We start from the raw sequence: 21,399 nt of genomic DNA on the forward strand, positions 1-21,399 counted from the left end.
ATTAGGAAAACGTCCGTTAAGACGTCCTCCCTTTTTCTATCTGTGCTTTGATTTTGCTTTTTGAGCCTGTTTTTTATCATTTTCCAGTTTAAGATTGACCGCTGCTATGATAAACGCCTTTTCATACCGGTCAAGACTTAAAAATTCATGGGGCCACTTATGAAGCTTATGGAGGCAATAGTAGGCAATATTTGCTTCCATATCGCCTCCTTCTATCAGTTTTTTGCTTCTTCTACCTGCTCTTCCAGAGTTGTATCAAATCCATTTACCTGCTGAATCCGTTCCAGATAGCCTGCATATTCTCCTGCAGTGAGCATTGTCTTTAACAGTGCATCCGCTCCCATCACATGATAAGAATCCTGAAGGCTCTTATCATTTAAATTAGGGTATACCGTACATTCCGCAGCTAATTTTCCAAGATAGAGATTGTAATCTGTCTCCTGAGTATATTGTCCTTTTTTACCGATCACCTGTACCCGCTTCGTACATTCTTTTCTCAGTGCTTCGTCTTCTTTTGAAGTAATGGCTTTTATTTCCCATTCCACTGGCTTATTTTTCTGATCAACGAATCGTTTTGATGCCACAAATTTTTCATTTTCTGCTTTCACAGCATTCTGACTTAAAAAGCAACTTAAATCACCCATAATTAATCTCCTTTTTTCTTACTGCATTCCAGCAATTGATCCAAAGCGTTCCGGCATCTCCCAGCTTTCAAATGTAAATTCAAATTCATCCTCTAAATATTCTCCGGATGCATCGAATTTGGTAATAATACCGCCATTAATGTTACAATTTTTTAAAATAACCGTCTGCCTTCCCACGCTGGAAGCAGGATCTTCATTTGTAACCTGGATATCAAAGTAAATATCTCTTCCGGTCTGCTGGTAACGGTATAAAATGTCGCGGAAGATACTGGTGTTATAGTGAAATTTTGCGGATCCGGTCCCTTTCATGCCAACGGTCTTATTCCCCTTCATGGCACGTCCAAGAATAGGGATCTCAGATTTCACCTTCTCAATTTTAGCTTCCAGATTCAAAGCCTGCATAAAATTGTACCGCTCATTTTCAATTGTTATAAAGCACTCTGCCTTTGTTGCACTGACTGCATCCCATGCATTCATAGTTATATTACTCATATTTCATTACTCCTTTCTTATGAAACAACGACTGTCATGTACAAAATACTCATACAGTTAACTGGCTGAACTGGAAAATTAACTAAAACAGATCGTTTTCCATCACCCTTATCCACAGTAACCGCCTCTGTGTCAAAATCATCAATTGCTCTTAAAACAACCAACTGCTTTCCATAAGTAACAATATCATTCCAAAGACTGATACGCCCTCCATTATCATTTGGCATCTTTCCAAGATAACGGGAAGAGAAAAGTCCGGCGATGTCATTACCAATCTGGTCCAGAATTCGGACAGTCTGATTATTGGAAAAATCTTCTCCCTTTTCATCTGTATAGGTAGCAAATGTATTAATATCGGTAAGAACACGGATCTCACTTCCAACTTTATGGAAAAGGAATTTTCCGGCCTTCATGGCATCCGCCAGCTGAGCCTGAGTATAAGGAACCATTACGGTATATTCCCCGTTATACTTTCTGTTTTCTATGGTTTTGTTAATCTCACATGCTGCTTCCGCACCCGCAACCCAGTAAACAAGACCTGCTGCACTTTCCTCTGCTTCATTTTCCACCGAAATAATTCCCTCATGGTCCGCTTTGGTGTACTGATGTAAAACTGTCTGGAATTTTACGCCAACTTCATCTCTCATTCTCTTTGTAAATGCTGCAAACAAGGCTTTCACGCTCTCATCCTGAGAAGGGCAGCAAAGAATCTGAAATGAACCGCTCTCTACAGCACTGAGAAACTCTGAATAATCTTCACCAGTTATGTCACTGCCATCTGTGCCGCCAGTAAAGGTAAGACCGGCATTTTCTGCAAGTGTTCCATCTTTCTTAAACATTACGTAACGGTTGTCCTTCAGTTCAGCAGCTTGAGAAACTGTCTGCACATCCACTTCTCTGCCATCAAATATGACTCGCACATCGTACTTAGAATTTTCATCAACGTTCTTTGATATAACAATCATTAAACTATTTCCACGTTTGCCGGAATATCTTGCTATACCATAATCACAGGAAGCCTGCACTCCAGAATTTAACCGGTAAAAAATACCCTTCTTTAAATTTTGAAATAATTCTCTGATGGGGCGCATTTCCTCTGCATCATATGAATAGCCAAATAATTCTTTGCTGTTATTCTGAAATTCTTCAACTGAAACTTCAAAAGTTTCTCTTTCAGGGCCCCAGCTAAATTTCATGGGGATTGCAGCTGTTCCTCTGTCTCCCATAGCTGCCCCAGAGGCTGTACGATTAATAAAATTTATGTACGCACCAGGAAACACCTTATTTTGAATCTTGAAATTACCTCCACCTAACATACTTTTACCTTTCCTTTCTTAAATCGAATCATTATTTCATCCGCTTCTGCAAATGTATAAGTCTTACCATTTTCCAGCAGTGCACACAGTAAGTCGCTTTGATTGCAGTACCTTTCAGAACAGATTAACTGTTTCTTCGTATAACGTGATGAATTTGCAGCATTATCTCTTTTTTTACTATTCTCAGTCATTAAATTACCTCTTTACTTTAACCTCATGTCCTCCATGGACACGTCCTCCCCTTTATTTTTCAAGAAAAACATCTGGTATTCTGCCTGAAAAATCAATTTCCCATTTTCAAATTCCCCATTTCTGCTGACACAGCCAATAGACACCCCATTCTCCATAGAAACAAATTCCAGATGCTCCATTAACAATTCCAAAACATGATACTTGTCTTGACAGGACTCTTCTGTATCCATTGGATGGTAATTAACAAATAGTCCTATGGAACAGCAGTATCGGTTTCCATTGACACATTTTTCCGACACCTGTGAGATACCGGTTGCAAGACAAGATTCCTTTTCCCCCTCTTTTATTGGACCTGAAACAATCTTCTTATCAGGAAAAATAACCTTCAGCTTTCCAATTACAGAATCCACAATCTGGCTATACATTTTCAACCATCACCCCTCTTCCGTTTTTGTAGTCTTTTTGTCTACTCCATCATTAAAAAAAATATCACTTATTTCCTCCAACGACGCAATCCCAAGCAACTCGCACAACAGCTTAATCTCACCCGCCTTAAACTGACTCTTATTCCACAGTTTCCTTCGAAACCCATAGCTGGATAAATGAAGTCTGGCTGCAATCCACCCCTTTTTCAGCCCGGACTTTCTAATTAACTCATTTAACCGAACTGTATTTGTCATGCTTCCCTCCTTTCTTGTAGTCTTTTTGTCTACACCATCATCATACTCTAGTGTTTCTATTTTGTCAACATGTTTTTTAAATTTGTTGAAAATAGTTCTACTCCGTGTTATAATACTGTCATGGAGGTGATCCTATGGATATAGGTCAGATCATAAAACAAAGACGTGAGGAACTGGGAATGTCCCAGGAAGAGCTTGCTAAAATGGCGGGTTACAAATCCCGTTCTTCCATTAATAAGATAGAGGTGGACGGCAGAGGGCTTCCCCAGTCTAAAATAAGCGCGATTGCAAAAGCACTGAAAACAACCCCTGCTTCCCTCATGGGGTGGGAGGAAACAGAAAGTTTTGCGCTGGACCATGTAAACAGCTGCTTTGGAGAATCCGCCAGGGAAATGCTAAGTAACTTTCAAAAGCTCAATGAAAGCGGACAGAAAGAAGCACTTAAAAGAGTCAGTGAGATGGTACACATTCCCCAATATACAAAAACAGCCCAGGTTATTTCCCCCTTACACAAGGATACGAGGACTTATTTACAGCCGGTAGCCGCTCACGAACGTACGGATATTGAAGTGACAGAGGAAATGAAGCAGTATGATGATGCCTTTTTCGATGAATAAAGAATAAACTCGTTGAGGTGATTTGTTTGAATTATGATACATTATTACAAGAAGCAGAATCTGATGGAATTCTGATTAAGGAAAAACCGTTAATTGCAAATGATGGACGAATCAGAGGAGATCATATTCTGATCCGCCAAAATATGTCCGGCTGCCAGAAGGCCTGTGTTCTGGCAGAAGAACTTGGACATTATTACACCACTGCCGGAGACATTCTGGATCAGTCCGATGTTTCTAACCGGAAACAGGAGCGTACCGCCCGTTTGTGGGCTTACAACAAGATGATCACATTGGAAAAGCTGGTTGCGGCAAAAGAAGCCGGATGCAGAAACAGCTATGAAATCGCAGAGCACTTAGATGTAACAGAAGAATTTTTGCTGGAAGCACTGGAATGCTATCACACAAAATATGGGAAAGGCTTGCAGAAGGACTGCTATTTAATCCTTTTTGAGCCATTTAATATCTATAAAATGATTGAATAGTATTTTTTTATCGTAATACAAGGGGATTATTCATATACTATCCAGAGGTGATCTAACATGCAATCCTGTGAACTCGTAGCGCTTGTGTCATCAATCGCCTGCTGTCTGGCGAAAGACCGCTCTGCCGCTGAAATCGCTCTGCTAAGTAGTGTCTTCAACCAGCTTAGTGATACTCTGGATACAATTGCCGCCCATCAGTTACTCTGTTCTGGGGACAAAGATGTTGACGATATATTTTTTTTCCAAAGAGAACAAAATAACCAGGAATGATAAGGAACTATCGATCAGTTCCTTATTTTCCTGGTTTCCAATTCAGACAATCCATTTTTTAATATGCTGCCGTAAGAAGAAGCTCCACTGCAAGACGGTCCGAGAGCCGGCCTGTCTTAACCGCCTCTTCTGCCTCCACGCAGGAATTCACATAAGAGAGAATCTGTTCCTTTGAAAAAGTCCTGGCCTGGGGCATCAGTTTTCCAGCTGCAAAAGGCGGTATTTTAAGCTTAGATGCAATCCCACTCTTGTCCATCCCCTTTCCCATCAGTTCCTTAACCTGAAGCAGCTGATTAAACTGTCTGGCTATGAGAAACAGGATTCTCATAGGCGGCTCTTTTAATGTAAGCAAATCTTCATAAAGCGCAAGAGCCTTTTGGGTCTGGCGGTTAACAATAGAATTGACCATTTCAAATATCTTATTGGCAGTCCGCTCCGTACAGATCGCCGACACATCTTCATTCGTTATCACTTCTCTTCCCAGGGTAAAGCTGATCAGCTTTTCTAACTCCATCCGAATGTTTTCCATGTCGTCTCCGGTCATACTTAGAAACAGCTCCATGGTCTGCCCGGTCACCTTCTTTCCTTCTCTGGAAAGAAGTGTTCCCGCCCATCTGGCAAGCTGGCCCATATCCTGACGCTCCATCTCTGCCGCGTACCCCAGTTCCTTTATCCTTTTAAACATCCGGCTTCTTTTATCCACCTCTGATTCCACAAACACCATGCAGGTTGTATCCGGCATCTGAGGAAGGTAGGCAACCAGTTCCTCTGCTGCCGATTTAAAAAAACCGCTGTCTTCTACCAGGATCATTCGCTTCTCAGCAAAAAAAGGCATAGTATCGGCAAGGCTTATCAGCTCCTTTACGTCAATGGACTTTCCGTTAAACTGATTGAAATTCATGGTATCGCCCTGGGTTATAGCCGATTTCATCTGATTTTTATAGCTGTTTTTTAAAAATGCTTCTTCCCCATATAAGAGGTAAACCGGCTTAAAACTATTATTTTTTATATCCTGATTCAGGGTCTGCATAACATGGTTCACTCCTTTTCCTTCTTTTCATTATACCCATGGTTCCGGCTTCCGTCAACGAAAGTTGAAAAACGAATCCTGGTTCCATCCGTTTCCAGTCTGACCGCTCCGCTCATTCCAGTCTGAAAGACCGTAACATTTCGTTCTTTAAGACGGTCTAAGACTTCTTTATGAGGATGCCCGTAAGAGTTTCCCTGTCCGTAGGAGATCACAGACCAGGTGGGAGATACTGCATCAAGAAACGGTTCACTGGATGAATACTTAGACCCATGATGAGCGGTTTTTAAAACATTTACTTCGCCAAGTAGATTATGATCCATTTTTTCAAGAAGCCGCTGTTCCTCCACCTCCCCCATATCACCGGTAAACAGCATATGGCAGTCACCATAATCCATTTTAAGCACCTGTGACTCTCCATTTACATCACCCGGAATATCCTCTTTTCCGGGATAAAGACAGGTAACGGAAAAAGTTCCTGTTTTCATATAATCTCCTTCCGTTAAATACCGCACGCAGGTTCCCCGTTTTCTTCCCAGCTCTTCCAGTGACTGAATTGATTCATCCCCTCTCCCATGATAGGGGAGAAACAGATTCTTAATCTGAATGTCCTCACAGCTTTCCAGTAAATATTTCACCCCGCTTAAATGATCCTGGTCGCCATGGCTGACAAATGCATAATCAATCTGGGAAATACCAAGGGATTTAAGACAGGGAGACAGTGTGTACTCTCCAAGAGACTTATTTGATGAACTCCCTCCATCAACCAGTATGGCTTCCCCTTCAGTCCTCAGTAAAATACCATCTCCCTGCCCCACATCAAGAAACCATGCATCCAGCCCTTTTACCGGCTGAGGTGAGAAAAGCAGGATGGACAAGAGATAGAATCCTGCCAAAAAAAGAAGCTTTGCCCCATATGGAATTCCGGCTGCAGTTTTATCCTTTTTCTCTTTTGGGGGTTGTGCTGTTTTCTCCTCTCCCTTCTCCCATTTTCTCAGCCTTTCAATGAACAGCATAACAGCAGTCAGAAGTAAAGCATACGCGGCAAGCACACGAATCCCCGGCCTTCCCAATATAATATTGTGCCCCGGTATCCGCCCAGCCGTTTTTAACAGAACTTCATACAAAGACAGAATATAGTGTCCGGTTCCTGCTGCCGCTGTTCCTAAAACAGAGCTTATGGCTCCAAGGGCAATCACTCCCATACCCGAACAGAGTACTCCTCCCATAAGAGGAATGACCAGAAGATTTAGGAGCAGACCATAAGGAGGCATTTGATAAAAATGAAATGCCGTTACAGGCAGAGTCATCATCTGAACAGCAAAGCAGGCAGAAATACTCCCGGCAAACAGATGATCTTTCCCCAGCCAGCTGCGGATGACCGGAGCCAGTCCTCCGATGGCAAAAACAGCACCAAAGGACAGCTGAACCCCTCCCTGCATGATGAGAAACGGAGAATGAAAACCAAGAAAAAGGAAAGACAGCGATGCTGCAGACAGCAAATCATAGGTTCTGCCAAGACATGCAGCATAAAATCCAGCACACATCATCAGCCCCGCCCGCACAACAGAGGGGCTGCCACCGGTCAAAATGCCGTATAAAATCAGAAGAACTGTGCTTACAAGGCCTGCGCCCCAAAAGCCTGCCCCCGCTTTCTTCATCATTTTATAGAAAGCCAGTCCGATAAAGGACATATGAAGACCACTGATTGCAAGAAGATGGGCGATACCGTTTTTCTGGTATAAATCCTTGATTTCACTGGCAATTCCCTTTTTATCTCCCAGCACCGCAGCCGCAAAAATACCTGCATCCTCTTCTTTCGCATCCCGATAGAGAAGATCCTTACTTCGTGACTTAAATTTCCTTAAGCCTTCCAATAGCGGGGACTTCGCAGAATTCACTATTTCTATCTCTTCTGCAAAAAGGCGGAAATCAAATCCCAGAGACTGGTAGTAGTCTTTGAAGTCAAACTCACCCGGATTTCTTGCCTGGGAAAAGAGCTGCACCTCTCCCCGCACCGCTATAGTCTGCCCAATTCCCAAATGTTCCGCTGAAACGCTGCCGGCCTCCTTAAAGGAAACCAGAATTTTGGAATGCTCATAGGGAACCTCATCCCAGTTTCCTTTTCTCATCTTCCGTATCCGGTTATTCTTTAAAGTCAGCCAGACAGTTCCTTCCTCTTCCTCAATGGAAGAAATCTTACCCTGAACCTCGGTATAATGGGAGGAAATCTCATCCATCCTCATTTCCCGTTCTCTCCAATTCTCCATTTCAGAACCTGCACGAGCCGATCCCAAGTAGAAAAAAACAAGAGGCAAAAAGACCCAAAGCGGGTTTCTGCCTCTCCTGCGACCACAAAAAATCATCCCGGCTGCAATCAGCGCCGGAAGAAAAAGCCAAGATGTCAGAGCCAGCAGTACGGCAGTCTCTCCAAGTACAAATCCCCCTGCAATCAGACATAATGGGCGTTTTATTGTTGTGTTCCTCCTGTTTCTTCTGTAGATTCCTCATTTTCCTTATTGTAATCCAGATTTCGCTCAAACAGCTGGTTTAAAGAAATGGAGTCCCGGAACATCACTTCCTGGGAACCATTGACTGTGATCTGCACCTTGTTGATGGAAGAGACCGCAGCCAGAGAATTCACGATGGAATAGATGGGAATATATTCTTTTACCTCCAGTGTGTTATTGAGAAATGAGGAGTCAAAATTAATGTAACAAACATTTTCATTCACGGAAACATTGAGTAACTTGGTATCCTTAGGCAGAGTGGGGTTTAATCCCGGTCTGCCGGGACCTGCAATCAGCTGTTCAATTACCAGCTTTTCCAGAGAAGTATTGATGTTATGAACCACTTCTCTCGTCTCCTTAACCAGTTTCTCTCCGCTTTCATCTGAAAAATATAAAGACAGCTCCGTCTTTTCAAACGAGTTGACGTTGCTGATATTATCTACAAAATCCGTACTCTGCATGGGTCCCACCGGATTTCCTGTGCTGTCCATAAGAGGCTGTTCCGCCGTGTAGATTGCAACATATGCAATCCCCTTAATCTGGGTTAATGTCCTGACAAGAGCGGCCCTGCAAAGAATCTCCCTGGTGCTGTTCATCATGGCGTAATTATTATCAAAATACAGATACAAAACCGTATCTTCCAGCTTATACCGTTCAAATCCCACCTTGTCCGGGACCGCTGCCTGCCTGTCTAAATCCTTTGGAACGTTACGAAGCTGTTCCATCAGATTTTTAATCTCCCAGTCTGTTTCCTCTTCTGCTTCATCTGCCGGCTTCTGGGGCATGGTATATGGCTGAGGCTCCATTTTTGTCATGGCTGAATTCAGATAGTAGATCTGATAAAGCTCCCCGTCCTCTTTGCTTTCTTCCGGCGCTCTTCCTGAACAGCCAGATAAACAGTATATTACAGACAGCAGGAAGATCAGTATACCGATTCGTCGCTTCATCCCTGTCCCTCCTGTTCCTAAGAAATATATGTAAGAGGTATACGTACGGTAAAAGTGGTACCCTCTCCCTCTTTGCTCTGAAGCTTGATGGCTCCCTGATGCATCAGCACGATTTTTTTTGTAATGGACAAACCTAGACCTGTTCCTCCCGTTTCTCTGGATCTTGCCTTATCCACCCGGTAAAAGCGGTCAAAAACACGTTCCTGGAATTCTTCGGAGATTCCGATTCCTGAGTCAGCAACCTTAATATAAAAGAATTTATGATCCGCATCCAGTGTCACCCGGACCCAGCCGCCTTCCACATTGTATTTAATGGCATTCTCCACAAGATTGCTCAGTGCCAGAGACAGCTTCATCTCATCCACATCTGCAGTTACTTCCCGCATACTCTCAAAAGTCAGCTCAATATTCCTCTTTCCTGCAATGGGGCGAAGACGCTTTAAAATCAGTTCCAGCAGTCCGTTAATTTTAACCTGGGCCACGTTTAAGTTTGCCCCTGCCGTCTTATCCATTCGAACCAGAGCCAGTAAATCGTCAATAATTTTATTCTCTCTTTCAATCTCTTCTGATATATCGCTTAAAAATTCCCGATACAGCTCCACGGGAGCATCCTCCATGCCAATCAGAGAATCTGCCAGAACACGAATAGAGGTAATGGGAGTTTTTAATTCATGAGATACATTGGAAACAAACTCTTCCCTTGACTTGTCCACCGCTTTTAACTTCTTTAAAGTGGTATTGATGGAATCAGAGATCTGCCTGGTTTCCTTATAGATACGGGAGCTGATGTCCTCATCTAAATTCCCCTCTGCAGCCCTGTTTAACAGCCGCTGCAGCTCACGGAACGGCTTCATCAAAAGCTTTACAATAAGAACTGCTGCAATTACCAGTATGGAAACAATTAAAAGCTGCAAAAACGCGCTTTTATCTGATACTGCCACAATCCGGTTCAGAAGATCCTCAGAAGATGCCGTTACAATCATGACACCATCTATCTCCTTGTCCTGGCTGTTGGAATAGATAGGAATTGTGAGAGAAAAATACCTTTTCTCCTGATTATATTTGCTGCTGTTTTCGCCGTTAAAGCAGCGAATCACTTCCTCCGACACATTGGTCTTTCCTGCTGATAAGGAAAACGTATCGCTGATAATGCGGAAGCTCTTGTTGATAATTACAATTCTTCCGTTAAACATATCCGCTTTCACAGTCATCTCATTATCCAGCAGAGGATCCTTGGGATCCATGGTTAAATATCCAATCCTGGTCATCTTGTTGCTTAATATCCAGCACTGGTTCTGGATCTCCTGCATTCTGGAATCGATGAGATTTTGCCGGAATGCTCCAAGCAGGACAGAACTTCCTATAAAGACAGGAATACTTCCTATAAACAAAAAGACGAGAATCAGGGTGACCTGCAGGCTTATGGTGGGTTTTCGGCTGAATCGTTTATCCTGAAACATGGTCACACCCCTCCAATCTTCGACTTATCATAGCTGCGTTTCTTTGGTACAGGCAACTGCCAGCGCCCCCGGACCGATATGGCAGGCCACGCTGAGAGAAAGATGATCCACATAGATCTCTCCTGTTTCCGGGAATAGCTCTTCAAGTTCCCGTTTGAATTCCAGGGCAGCTTCCAGACTGTCTGAGTGTACAACCGCCATATGAGTTTTCTCTCCCAACGGATCTTTAAAACGCTCATCCATATCTTTTTTTATAGCAGCAATCATCATGGCTTTTGCCTGTTTCATGGTTCTTGCTTTTGCAAAAGCATCAAGCTTTTCTCCCTGTATGGTAAGTACCGGCTTAATCCGCAGAAAACTTCCAAGAAGTGCGGCAGCAGGAGTGATTCTTCCGCCCTTTTTTAAATATTCCAGGGTATCTAAGGTGATATAAATGGTGGAGTCCATCTTTGTCTCCTCTAACTTCTCCTTAATCGCCTGGGGGCTTATTCCCTGATCTGCCATCCCCTTCGCATCAAGTACAGACTGTCTCTGGGTCACAGAGATTCTCTGATTATTAACAACAAACACCTTACCCTCAAAATCCTCCGCCAGCATAAGGGCTGTCTGGCAGGAACTGCTTAATCCGCTGGACATGGGTATGTGCACAATGGCTTCGTATTCATTTAGCAGGTCATTCCATAAATCCATTAAATCACCGGGAGATGGCTGTGAGGTGGAAATATCCGCGCCGCTTTTCAGCTTTTCATAAAACTCCTGCTGGCTTAAGCTGATATCCTCATAATACATCTCTCCATCCATCATAAATGGCATGGGAATGACATAAATTCCAGCATCCTTCCCCTGCTTCTGGGTAATTCCGCTGTTGCTGTCTGTAACAATCGCTACTTTCATTCCGGCTCTCCTTCATTCCTCAAATTAAGTATTCTGCTCTGCTTCATTCACAGATGTATAAAGCTGGTAATACATGCCTTTCTTTAAAAGAAGTTCTTCATGACTTCCTTCTTCCACAATACTGTTGTCAGACAGAACTAAAATCCGGTCAGCATTCTGTATGGTAGTAAGCCGGTGCGCGATCGTCACAGTTGTCCTTCCTTTGGAAAGCCGCTCCAAAGACTGGGAAACCAGCTGCTCGCTTTCATTATCAAGTGCAGAGGTCGCTTCATCAAGAATCAGAACCGGCGGATTTTTTAAGAACACTCTGGCAATACTGATCCGCTGCTTCTGACCGCCGGAAAGCTTCACTCCCCGCTCTCCTACATATGTATTGTATCCGTCCTTTAATCCCGTGATGAATTCATGGGCTCCTGCCATCTTAGCCGCTGTAACCACTTCTTCCATGGAAGCACCCGGGCGGCCGTATTCAATATTCTCAAAAACAGTTCCTGAGAATAAATAAACATCCTGCTGCACCACACCTACCGTGCTTCTCAAGCTCTTAAGCGTTACTTCCCTGATATCCTGTCCGTCAATTAAAATCCTTCCCTCTGTAGGGTCATAAAAACGCGGAACCAGGCTGCAGAGAGTTGTTTTACCGCCTCCGGAAGGCCCTACCAGAGCCACTTTTTCTCCGTGTCTGATTTTTAAGTTGATATGAGACAGGACAGGATTACGGTCATCCGGATATTCAAAAGAGACATCTTCAAAGGAGATCTCCCCTTTGATTTCCGTAAGAGGTCTTGCGCCCTCTTCATCAAAAATATCTACATTGGCGTCCATCAGCTCCATGAAACGGTCAATTCCTGTCATACCTCTCTGAAACTGCTCCGCAAACTCAATAATTCTTCGTATGGTAGCCAGTAACGTGCTGACATAAAGAGTGTATGCCACAAGATCTCCCGGTTCAATCAGACCCTTTATCATAAAAATACCGCCTGCAATGATCACCACCACATACATCAGACCGTCAAACATCCGGATGGTATTCTGGAAAGCCGCCATATATTTATATGTTTTTCTTTTAATCTGTAAGAATTCCTGATTGTCACGGTTGAATTTTTCTATCTCGATCTTCTCATTGGCGAAAGCTCTTACCACCCTGTTTCCAAGAAGGCTGTCCTCAATCCTGGCATTCAGTTCACCAATATGGTTTCTCTGGTGTTTAAATGCTCTCCTCACCTGAATGTTAAAATAAGTACAGGACACTGCCATGACTGGAATCAGCAGGAAAATGATAAGGGTCAGCGAAAGATTGATTCCCGCCAGGACGATAAAAGAGATCACCGTCTTTAAAAACGCAATAAAAAATTCTTCGGGACAGTGATGGGCAAACTCCGTCACGTCAAATAAATCGCTGGTAATCCGTGACATAATCTGCCCGATCTTGGTATTATTGAAATAATTATCGGAGAGCTTCTGCAGATGGCTGAACGCATCCTCTCTCATATCCGTCTCTATGGCAGCTCCCATCACATGACCGGTATATGCCATATAAAAGCTTGCCATACCGTCAATGATCCTGAGTCCGAAATAAAGTGCACCGATACTTATAATGGTACGGACGGTGAGTGCCGATATATCCCGCAGCCCCTGATTGGTAATAAACCGAAGGATCAGGGGCAGCACCATCTCACAAATGGTGGTTAAGGACGCACAGAACAAGTCCATCACCATAATCTTTGTATATTTTTTATAATAAGGCACAAACCGCCTCAGCAATATGCCTGTTTTCATCTCTTTCTGATTCATACGTTCCTCTACTCTGTTATTCGAATGCTTTTTATCAGTTCCAAAGCCCAGTCTTTCTCCCCCGGTTTTCTGCTTACAATATTAATATTCATACGCTGGTCTTTATAAAGTACCTGGGCAGATACTCCATATCTGGTTTCCCCCGGCTTCTCCTCCGGTTCATAAAAAGCCACCCTGACCTTCGCCTGATTCAGTTCAAAATCCAGGATCTCCTCGGGTTTGCCCTGTTCAAACCACTGGGGCTTAAACTCCGCTTCACGTCCAGCAAAGACCGCTGCATAAATATAATAATCATGACCGCCATAATCCCTGCCGTCATAATAATGATCCATTGCGCTGTTATCTTCCTCATCGTATAAGAAATTTCCTGGTATGGCAAAACTCATATTGCCGATCTTGCGGTAGACCAGATATTTTCTGCATCCAATGGAATCCTCAATATCCATGAGATTCACGGACTCCATCTTCATGGGAGTGTGTAAATCAAGAGCACAGATATCAAGATAAGACTTCATTGGAAATGGAATATCCGGATCCATGACATATGCCTTTTCAAGAAGCTCTATAATTCTCTGATTTACATAAAAGTCCTGTGTGCTCCGCTGTGATGGCATAAAATAGCAGGACTGGTTTAAAAGAACCATCGCGCTGTTCCTGTAATATCTGGCATCCTTTTGAAGATCATTCCATAGGAAGAAATCCCTGGCAAATGCCACACTCATCCCGGAATGTACCATCCCGGCTATCTCCTTAAACGAAAAAGACCGGATGTGAGTAATCAGCTTTCCTTCCTGCCTGGATGGAATATAGTAAATGGCAGGCCAGCAAAACATATATTCCCCTTTTTCACTCCAGCCGGATACCAGATCCATCAAATCGGAAAACCATTGGTAAAAATATTTTTGTCTCATGGCAAAAAAATCTCTTTTTATGAAATAACCCGTCCGGTCTTCTACTTTAAGCTTTAGCTTTTTTTCCCGCGCAGCTTCTTCTAAAAACTCCACCACTGCAGCATGAAATCCGGGTCCTGCAATGTTTGTCTGGCTCTCTCCCTGAAACCTGCGCTTATTCCAGTTAAACCAGATATATCCTTCCGGACACAGCTGGACAAGCAGCATTCCTTCAATGCGAAAACACTGATATCCCATCTTCTTCGCCAGCTCCTTCACCATAAGCTCGGCAGACTGACAGTTCCAGGAAAATCGGGAAAATATTTTTTTCTTGGGCTCCAAAGAAAATCTGATTCTTATACTCATCTGAAATCCTTCCTAACATACCTTTCTATATTCTATCGTATTTTTGTTAGAAATGGAAGCACAAAACGTACACGGACAAGGTAATTTTTATTCTTTTACAAAAAAGAAGACCCCCGGTACGTTTACCGGGAAGCCCTCTTATTCCTTCAATTTACCGGACAAGCAGTGATTTTCCTGTCATCTCTTTTGGCTGCTCCATACCCATCAGTTCGATTAAGGTCGGTGCGATGTCTGCAAGACAGCCGCCCTCTCTCAGCTTATCGGCTGGATCAGCATTAACCAGTATGAAAGGTACCGGATTGGTTGTATGGGCTGTAAACGGTTCTCCCGTCTCATAATCCAGAAGCTGCTCTGCATTGCCATGATCTGCGCAGATAAACAGTACCCCGTTCATCTCCTTCACTGCATCTACAGTTCTTCCCACACATGCATCAACGGTCTCGATTGCCTTGATTGCCGCATCTTCCATACCGGTATGTCCTACCATGTCCGGATTGGCAAAATTAACAATGATGACATCGTATTTTCCTGAGGTAACAGCCTCTACCAGTTTGTCGCAGACAACAGGAGCGCTCATCTCAGGCTGTAAATCATAGGTGGCAACCTTAGGAGACGGAACTAATATTCTGTCTTCTCCTTTATTCGGTTCTTCCACACCGCCGTTAAAGAAAAATGTTACGTGGGCATATTTTTCCGTCTCTGCAATTCTGGCCTGAGTCATGTTGTGATCGGCAAGGAATTCTCCAAATGTGTTGATAATGGATTCTTTTTTAAATGCAACCAGCTTATTATTAATTGTCTCATCATAATCGGTAAAGCAGACATAGGTCAGATTAAGACGCTTTTCTCTCTCAAAGCCCTTAAACTCATCATCACAGAAGGCTCTTGTCAGCTCTCTTGCGCGGTCAGGACGGAAGTTAAAGAAGATGACTGAATCCCCGTCTTTTACAACAGCAACCGGTTCTCCGTTCTCTGTCACTACAAATGGCTCCACAAATTCATCATTCTTTTCTGCGTTATAGGAAGCCTGAATACCGGAAACAGCTGACTGGGCCTGATTTCCTTCTCCCTTTGTCAGTGCATCATAAGCCCGTTTTACACGGTCCCAGCGGTTATCTCTGTCCATCGCATAATAACGTCCGGAAACAGATGCCACCTTGCCCACACCAAGCTCTTTCATCTTCGCTTCCAGCGCTTCCACGTAGCTTTTGCCGGAAGCGGGTGGTGTATCACGGCCGTCTAAGAAGCAGTGAACGTATACTTTCTCAAGGCCGTTTTTCTTAGCCAGTTCCAATAACCCGTAGATGTGGCCGATATGGCTGTGAACTCCGCCGTCTGATACCAGGCCCCACATATGAAGTGCGGAATTGTTCTTTTTGCAGTTTTCCACTGCCTGTAAAAATTCAGGAACTGTAAAAAAGTCTCCGTCTGAAATAGCTTTTGTGATTCTGGTCAGTTCCTGATAAACGATGCGTCCTGCACCCATATTTAAATGGCCAACCTCGGAATTTCCCATCTGTCCGTCCGGAAGACCTACTGCCAGACCGCTGGCATTCCCTTTTACGTAAGGACACTGGCTCATCAGCTGGTCCATAACGGGAGTTCTCGCTTCACATACAGCATTATGGTCGCAGTTATCGTTTAACCCGTAACCATCAAGGATCATTAATACAACCGGTTTTTTGCTCATAACTAGTTCTCCTTTTCTTTCTGTTCATTCTATCGTAATTGTACTTATTGCAATCATAATCTCACAACACAATATTCTACATGATTTCGTTATTTCCTGCAACCTGGGAATGGTGAAAAATTATCAGGAAGCAAAAAGCTGCTCCCTGCCCGAAAGCAGACAGGAAGCAGCAGCTGTGTTATTTCTTATAATTGACAATATTGCCGAATTCCGGTTTTAAGGATGCTCCTCCTACAAGACCGCCGTCAATATCCGGCTGTGCAAAAAGTTCCGGTGCACTGCCGGCGGAAACAGAACCGCCATACTGAATCCTGATTGCGTCTGCAGTTGCCTCATCATAGATTTCAGCAATACAGGAACGGATAGACTGGCATACTTCCTGGGCCTGCTCAGTCGTTGCAACCCTGCCTGTACCGATTGCCCAGATGGGCTCATATGCGATCACTGCTTTAGCAGCATTCTCAGCCGGTATATTTAAGAATGCAATCTTGATCTGCTGACGGATCCAGTCAATGGTGATTCCCTGTTCTCTCTGGGTAAGTGATTCTCCGCAGCAGATAATAGGAGTGATCCCGTACTCGAAAGCCTTTATTGCTTTTTTATTAACGGTCTCATCGGTCTCTGCAAAATACTCTCTTCTCTCGGAATGACCGATTACCACGTATTTCACACCTGCGTCCTTTAACATAGCCGGTGAAATCTCTCCGGTATAAGCGCCCTTATCTTCAAAATACATATTTTCAGCGCCGATGTTAATGTTAGAACCTTTTGCTGCCTCCATGGCAGGAATGATATCAATAGCCGGTACACAAAATACCACGTCTACTTCATCGTTTGCCACTAAAGGCTTTAACGTATTTACAAGCTCCACCGCTTCGGTTGGAGTCATATTCATCTTCCAGTTTCCTGCAATAATTTTTTTTCTGGACATAAAATAACCTTACCTTCCGTTATTTGTTATCTGCCGCTGCAACACCTGGCAGTTCTTTGCCTTCAAGGAACTCTAAGGATGCTCCGCCTCCGGTAGAGATATGGGTCATCTTATCAGCAAAGCCAAGTCTCTTCACTGCATTTACGGAATCTCCGCCGCCGATTACTGTAGTAGCATCGCTAAGCTCTGCAACTGCACGGCAAATTTCCAAGGTACCCTCTGCAAAGTTAGAGAATTCAAATACGCCCATCGGTCCGTTCCAAACAACAGTCTTAGCGCCTTTTAATGCTTCCTTAAACAATTCAATGGTTTTAGGTCCGATATCAAATCCTGACCAGCCAGCGTCAATGGATTCTACCACTTTGCGCTCTGTATCGTTGGAGAATTCTTTGCCAATCACATTATCGATAGGAAGAAGGAGTTTCACGCCTTTCTCCTCCGCCTTTTTGATCATCTCTAATGCATAGTCAAGCTTATCTTCCTCGCATAAGGAATTTCCGATTTCATGACCCTGAGCCTTAGCAAAGGTATAAGCCATTCCGCCGCCGATAATTAATGTATCAACCTTGTCAAGAAGGTTATTGATTACATTGATCTTATCGGAAACCTTTGCGCCTCCCAGGATAGCCACAAAAGGACGTACCGGGTTCTCAACTGCCTGTCCCAGGAACTTAATCTCTTTTTCCATTAAGTATCCGACTACATTCTCAGATGTATATTTGGTAACACCTACGTTGGAACAATGAGCTCTGTGAGCAGTACCGAATGCATCATTTACAAAGATTCCGTCGCAGAGAGAAGCAAGCTCTTTTGCATATTCTTCTGCAGCCTCATCTTTGCCGTATTTGGTCTCTTCCACTCTGTAACGGGTATTCTCAAGAAGAAGAACTTCTCCATCCTTTAATTCTGCAGCCACTTTCAGTGTCTCAGGACCAGTTACCTTAGGATCATTTACGAATTTAACTTCTACGCCAAGACGCTCGCTTAAAGCCGGAGCAACCGGTGCCAGAGATAACTCAGGAAGAGGCTCGCCCTTTGGTTTTCCCAGATGGGAGCATAAAATAACTTTAGCACCCTGATCAAGCAGCTTCTTTATGGTAGGAATCGCTCCGTCAATACGGTTAAAGTTCTGAATGACACCTTCCTTTAACGGTACGTTAAAATCACATCTTACAAGTACTTTCTTACCCTTTAATCCGGTTAAATCATCAACTGTTTTTTTATTAAGCATCTTTTTATGCTCCTTTCAGATTATGTTGTTACAACATCATAAAAAAAACAAAAGGCCCGGTCCTTTCCGACCGGACCCTTCGTGGATCTTTAGCCTAATTCAGCGAAGTACTTAATTGTACGAACCATCTGGCTTGTATAGGAATTCTCGTTGTCATACCAGGAAACAACCTGAACCTGATATAAATCATCACCGATCTTGGAAACCATAGTCTGAGTGGAATCAAACAGAGAACCGAATCTCATACCGATAACATCAGAAGATACGATCTCATCTGTGTTGTAACCGAAAGACTCGCTTGATGCTGCCTTCATAGCTGCATTGATTCCTTCTTTGGTTACATCAGCACCCTTAACAACTGCTGTTAAGATAGTGGTAGAACCTGTAGGAACCGGAACACGCTGGGCAGAACCGATTAACTTGCCGTTTAATTCAGGAATAACAAGACCGATTGCTTTAGCAGCACCGGTAGAGTTTGGCACGATGTTTGCTGCGCCGGCTCTTGCTCTTCTTAAATCGCCTTTTCTGTGAGGTCCGTCAAGGATCATCTGATCACCTGTATAAGCGTGAATGGTGCTCATGATACCGGACTGGATCGGAGCATAATCATTTAATGCCTTTGCCATAGGAGCAAGGCAGTTTGTTGTACAGGAAGCAGCGGAGATGATCTTGTCATCTGCTGTTAATACATTCTCGTTTACGCTGAATACAACGGTTGGCAGATCATTGCCGGCTGGAGCAGAGATAACTACTTTCTTAGCGCCTGCATCGATATGAGCCTGGGATTTGTCTTTGGAGCAGTAGAAACCAGTACACTCAAGTACTACGTCTACGCCGATCTGTCCCCATGGAAGATTTTTTGCTTCTTTTTCTGCGTAAATTTTGATGGTCTTTCCATCAACTGTAATGGAATCCTCAGAAGCTTCTACTGTGTGAGCTTTCTCACCATAGTATCCAGCATATCCGCCCTGAGCTGTATCATATTTTAATAAATGTGCTAACATCTTTGGATCTGTTAAATCGTTGATTGCTACTACTTCATAGCCTTCTGCACCAAACATCTGTCTGAAAGCAAGACGGCCAATACGTCCGAAACCGTTAATCGCTACTTTTACTGCCATAATTCAATTCCTCCTAAGAATAAAATTAAAAGTGATCGTTAAATAATAATCAACTACCGTTTATTCTACCTAATATTCCAATAAATAGCAAGTCCTTTTTTTATTTTTATCATTTCATAATATTAATTTTACATTTCATTCTTGACGTATCCGGCAAGATTATATGCGTGATCAGAAATGCGTTCCAGGTTGCTGATCAGGTCCAGAAATACAACACCGGCTGCCGTGCTGCACTCCCCTGCGGAAAGACGTTCGATGTGTTTCTCCCTTAATTCTTCCTCCAGTGCATCTACTTCATCTTCATACTTGATCACCTTACGGACCTCATCCATATCGCCTCTTCTCCTGGCATCAATGGAATGGGAGAACGACTGGTAAGCTGCCTGACAGATAATCTTAAGGTCGGATATGCCGGTTTCAGAAAATGCCACCTCATGCTCCGCCATATATTCCGCCTGCTCTGCCAGATTCTCTGCATGGTCACCCACACGTTCAATATCATTGATACTGTAAAATAAGTTGTTGATTATTATTTTCTGCTCCTCCGTCAAAGACAGATTGTTGATTTTGACCAGATATTCCGTCAGCATCTTCTCCATATTATTAATCGTCTTTTCTGTTTTATACACATCCTTTGCTTTATCGACATTTTTCGTTATTACAGCATCAATGGCAAGCTGCACATTCTCCATGGCAATCAGTCCCATATGTACCACTTCCATGGCAGCTGTCTCCACTGCGAATGCAGGTGATTCGAAAATTCTTTCATCCAGATGCTTCATGGTTTCACTTTCCTGATCACTGCTTTCCTCTGACTGCTTTTTCTCATCAGGTACCAGTATGCCCGATAACTTCACCAGCTGGTTTGCAAAAGGAAACAAAATACAGGTATTGGTCAGATTAAATACCGTGTGAAAAATTGAAATCTGCACTGCAGTAATGTTATGAGCTGCAATTTGAGGCATCACAATAAAAATAAGAAAGGAGGCAATACCAAACAATGTTGAGCCAATGATATTGAAAGAAAGATGAATCACTGCCGCCCGTTTTGCAGTTCTGGAACTGCCGATGCTGGAAATCATGGCAGTCACACAGGAACCGATGTTCTGACCAAGAGTGATGAAAATAGCCGCGTTGGTAGTAACCACACCATTCATGGCAAGTGTCTGTAAGATACCAACCGAAGCCGAAGAACTCTGTAAAAGCGCTGTTACCAGTGCTCCAATTAGCATACCCAGCAGAGGATTATTGCCAAGAATACGGAACGCTTCCGAGAATACAGGAGCATCTGTATAGGGAGAAATCGCACCTGACATGAAATCAAGTCCTATAAACAGCATACCAAGTCCCACCAGTATCTCACCTGCAGTCCTGGTCTTCTGCTTTTTTGCAAACAGAAGAAGAACAGCTCCGATTCCCACAAGAAGAGGAGCTATAAAGGAGGGCTGACATACAGAAAATGCATCTCCCAGCTGATTCATGGAAACAATCCATGCTGTGATGGTTGTTCCTATGTTTGCACCCATGATAACGCCCACAGCCTGAGTCAGATTTAAAACCCCTGCGCTGACGAAACCTACAACCATGACCGTAGTAGCTCCGCTGCTCTGTATAATTGCTGTGATGAGCGCACCCAGAAGCACTGCCATAAAACGGTTGTTTGTGAGCATTCCCAGAAACTGGCTCATACGGCTTCCTGCACTTTTCTGCATGCCGTCCGCCATGGTATTCATGCCATACAGGAACAGTCCCAGTCCTCCGATGAATCCAAACAGACTCGATATGTCATTGACCGACATTTGTTACCTCCTTGTAACCGATATGTATTTTTATGCAGTGCAGACT

22 protein-coding genes are annotated in these 21,399 nt (G+C 43.5%); 3 read left to right on the forward strand and 19 right to left on the reverse strand.

Annotation, left to right across the window (positions count from 1 at the left end; genetic code table 11):
- Nucleotides 1-36 precede the first annotated feature (36 nt).
- Genes V7D18_RS15270 through V7D18_RS15300 form a run of 7 tightly spaced genes read right to left on the reverse strand, consistent with a single transcriptional unit; the run spans nt 37 to nt 3,324 of the window.
- Nucleotides 37-201 (reverse strand): hypothetical protein, encoded by a 165-nt coding sequence (locus V7D18_RS15270; protein WP_346919035.1) that lies wholly within the window; start codon nt 199-201, stop codon nt 37-39.
- 14 nt (nt 202-215) lie between these two features.
- Nucleotides 216-644 carry a phage tail assembly chaperone gene (locus V7D18_RS15275; RefSeq protein WP_426155326.1) on the reverse strand — a complete coding sequence of 143 codons (429 nt, stop codon included), beginning with the start codon at nt 642-644 and terminating at the stop codon, nt 216-218.
- Between the two features lie 18 nt (nt 645-662).
- Complete coding sequence (locus tag V7D18_RS15280) at nt 663-1,136, reverse strand: phage tail tube protein (RefSeq protein WP_097005588.1); 474 nt, start codon at nt 1,134-1,136, stop codon at nt 663-665.
- A gap of 17 nt (nt 1,137-1,153) precedes the next feature.
- Nucleotides 1,154-2,452: a phage tail sheath family protein gene (locus V7D18_RS15285; protein ID WP_426155329.1), complete on the reverse strand. Its 1,299-nt coding sequence runs from the start codon at nt 2,450-2,452 to the stop codon at nt 1,154-1,156.
- The gene (locus V7D18_RS15290; RefSeq protein WP_426155331.1) at nt 2,446-2,643 is read right to left on the reverse strand and encodes a hypothetical protein; all 198 of its coding nucleotides are present in this window, start codon (nt 2,641-2,643) and stop codon (nt 2,446-2,448) included. Before V7D18_RS15290 ends, V7D18_RS15285 begins: the two co-directional genes overlap by 7 nt.
- 12 nt (nt 2,644-2,655) lie before the next feature.
- Complete coding sequence (locus tag V7D18_RS15295; RefSeq protein WP_426155387.1) at nt 2,656-3,069, reverse strand: phage tail terminator family protein; 414 nt, start codon at nt 3,067-3,069, stop codon at nt 2,656-2,658.
- Between the two features lie 9 nt (nt 3,070-3,078).
- Nucleotides 3,079-3,324: a hypothetical protein gene (locus V7D18_RS15300; protein WP_426155332.1), complete on the reverse strand. Its 246-nt coding sequence runs from the start codon at nt 3,322-3,324 to the stop codon at nt 3,079-3,081.
- Nucleotides 3,325-3,458: 134 nt separating this feature from the next.
- Here V7D18_RS15300 and V7D18_RS15305 point away from each other — a divergent pair, with 134 nt between their 5' ends.
- From V7D18_RS15305 to V7D18_RS15315, 3 genes are read left to right on the forward strand one after another with little or no spacing between them, the layout of a single operon-like run.
- Nucleotides 3,459-3,941, forward strand: coding sequence for a helix-turn-helix domain-containing protein (locus V7D18_RS15305; protein WP_426155334.1), 483 nt, complete (start codon nt 3,459-3,461; stop codon nt 3,939-3,941).
- Between the two features lie 26 nt (nt 3,942-3,967).
- A complete protein-coding gene (locus tag V7D18_RS15310; RefSeq protein WP_426155336.1) occupies nt 3,968-4,423 on the forward strand; it encodes an ImmA/IrrE family metallo-endopeptidase in 456 nt (151 codons plus the stop codon).
- A 57-nt stretch (nt 4,424-4,480) separates the two neighbouring features.
- Nucleotides 4,481-4,693 carry a DUF6774 domain-containing protein gene (locus V7D18_RS15315; RefSeq protein WP_426155338.1) on the forward strand — a complete coding sequence of 71 codons (213 nt, stop codon included), beginning with the start codon at nt 4,481-4,483 and terminating at the stop codon, nt 4,691-4,693.
- Between the two features lie 58 nt (nt 4,694-4,751).
- On the opposite strand, the gene holA is transcribed toward V7D18_RS15315, so the two are convergent.
- The 12 genes from holA to V7D18_RS15375 all read right to left on the reverse strand — a co-directional run bounded on the left by holA (nt 4,752) and on the right by V7D18_RS15375 (nt 21,353).
- Complete coding sequence (gene holA / locus V7D18_RS15320; protein ID WP_426155340.1) at nt 4,752-5,723, reverse strand: DNA polymerase III subunit delta; 972 nt, start codon at nt 5,721-5,723, stop codon at nt 4,752-4,754.
- 8 nt (nt 5,724-5,731) lie between these two features.
- Nucleotides 5,732-8,194: a ComEC/Rec2 family competence protein gene (locus tag V7D18_RS15325; RefSeq protein WP_426155389.1), complete on the reverse strand. Its 2,463-nt coding sequence runs from the start codon at nt 8,192-8,194 to the stop codon at nt 5,732-5,734.
- Nucleotides 8,191-9,177, reverse strand: a complete 987-nt coding sequence (locus V7D18_RS15330) for a GerMN domain-containing protein (protein WP_426155342.1) — start codon at nt 9,175-9,177, stop codon at nt 8,191-8,193. The genes V7D18_RS15325 and V7D18_RS15330 overlap by 4 nt, the downstream gene beginning before the upstream one ends.
- Nucleotides 9,178-9,194: 17 nt before the next feature.
- Nucleotides 9,195-10,637, reverse strand: coding sequence for a sensor histidine kinase (locus tag V7D18_RS15335; protein ID WP_426155344.1), 1,443 nt, complete (start codon nt 10,635-10,637; stop codon nt 9,195-9,197).
- A 27-nt stretch (nt 10,638-10,664) separates the two neighbouring features.
- Entirely contained in the window at nt 10,665-11,531 is an 867-nt protein-coding gene (locus V7D18_RS15340; RefSeq protein WP_426155346.1) for a DegV family protein, read from the reverse strand.
- 24 nt (nt 11,532-11,555) lie between these two features.
- Nucleotides 11,556-13,325 carry an ABC transporter ATP-binding protein gene (locus V7D18_RS15345; protein ID WP_426155347.1) on the reverse strand — a complete coding sequence of 590 codons (1,770 nt, stop codon included), beginning with the start codon at nt 13,323-13,325 and terminating at the stop codon, nt 11,556-11,558.
- Nucleotides 13,326-13,333: 8 nt separating this feature from the next.
- Nucleotides 13,334-14,581: a hypothetical protein gene (locus V7D18_RS15350; RefSeq protein ID WP_426155349.1), complete on the reverse strand. Its 1,248-nt coding sequence runs from the start codon at nt 14,579-14,581 to the stop codon at nt 13,334-13,336.
- A gap of 151 nt (nt 14,582-14,732) precedes the next feature.
- Nucleotides 14,733-16,271, reverse strand: coding sequence for a 2,3-bisphosphoglycerate-independent phosphoglycerate mutase (gene gpmI / locus V7D18_RS15355; protein ID WP_426155351.1), 1,539 nt, complete (start codon nt 16,269-16,271; stop codon nt 14,733-14,735).
- A 178-nt stretch (nt 16,272-16,449) separates the two neighbouring features.
- Complete coding sequence (tpiA, locus tag V7D18_RS15360; protein ID WP_426155353.1) at nt 16,450-17,202, reverse strand: triose-phosphate isomerase; 753 nt, start codon at nt 17,200-17,202, stop codon at nt 16,450-16,452.
- A gap of 19 nt (nt 17,203-17,221) precedes the next feature.
- The gene (locus tag V7D18_RS15365) at nt 17,222-18,433 is read right to left on the reverse strand and encodes a phosphoglycerate kinase (RefSeq protein ID WP_426155355.1); all 1,212 of its coding nucleotides are present in this window, start codon (nt 18,431-18,433) and stop codon (nt 17,222-17,224) included.
- An 89-nt stretch (nt 18,434-18,522) separates the two neighbouring features.
- Complete coding sequence (gap, locus tag V7D18_RS15370) at nt 18,523-19,554, reverse strand: type I glyceraldehyde-3-phosphate dehydrogenase (RefSeq protein ID WP_426155357.1); 1,032 nt, start codon at nt 19,552-19,554, stop codon at nt 18,523-18,525.
- Nucleotides 19,555-19,682: 128 nt separating this feature from the next.
- Nucleotides 19,683-21,353: a Na/Pi cotransporter family protein gene (locus tag V7D18_RS15375; RefSeq protein WP_426155358.1), complete on the reverse strand. Its 1,671-nt coding sequence runs from the start codon at nt 21,351-21,353 to the stop codon at nt 19,683-19,685.
- Between the last annotated feature and the right edge of the window lie 46 nt (nt 21,354-21,399).

Origin of the sequence: Lacrimispora sp. 38-1, from assembly GCF_049890855.1 — a bacterium.
Taxonomy (GTDB): Bacteria; Bacillota; Clostridia; order Lachnospirales; family Lachnospiraceae; genus Lacrimispora.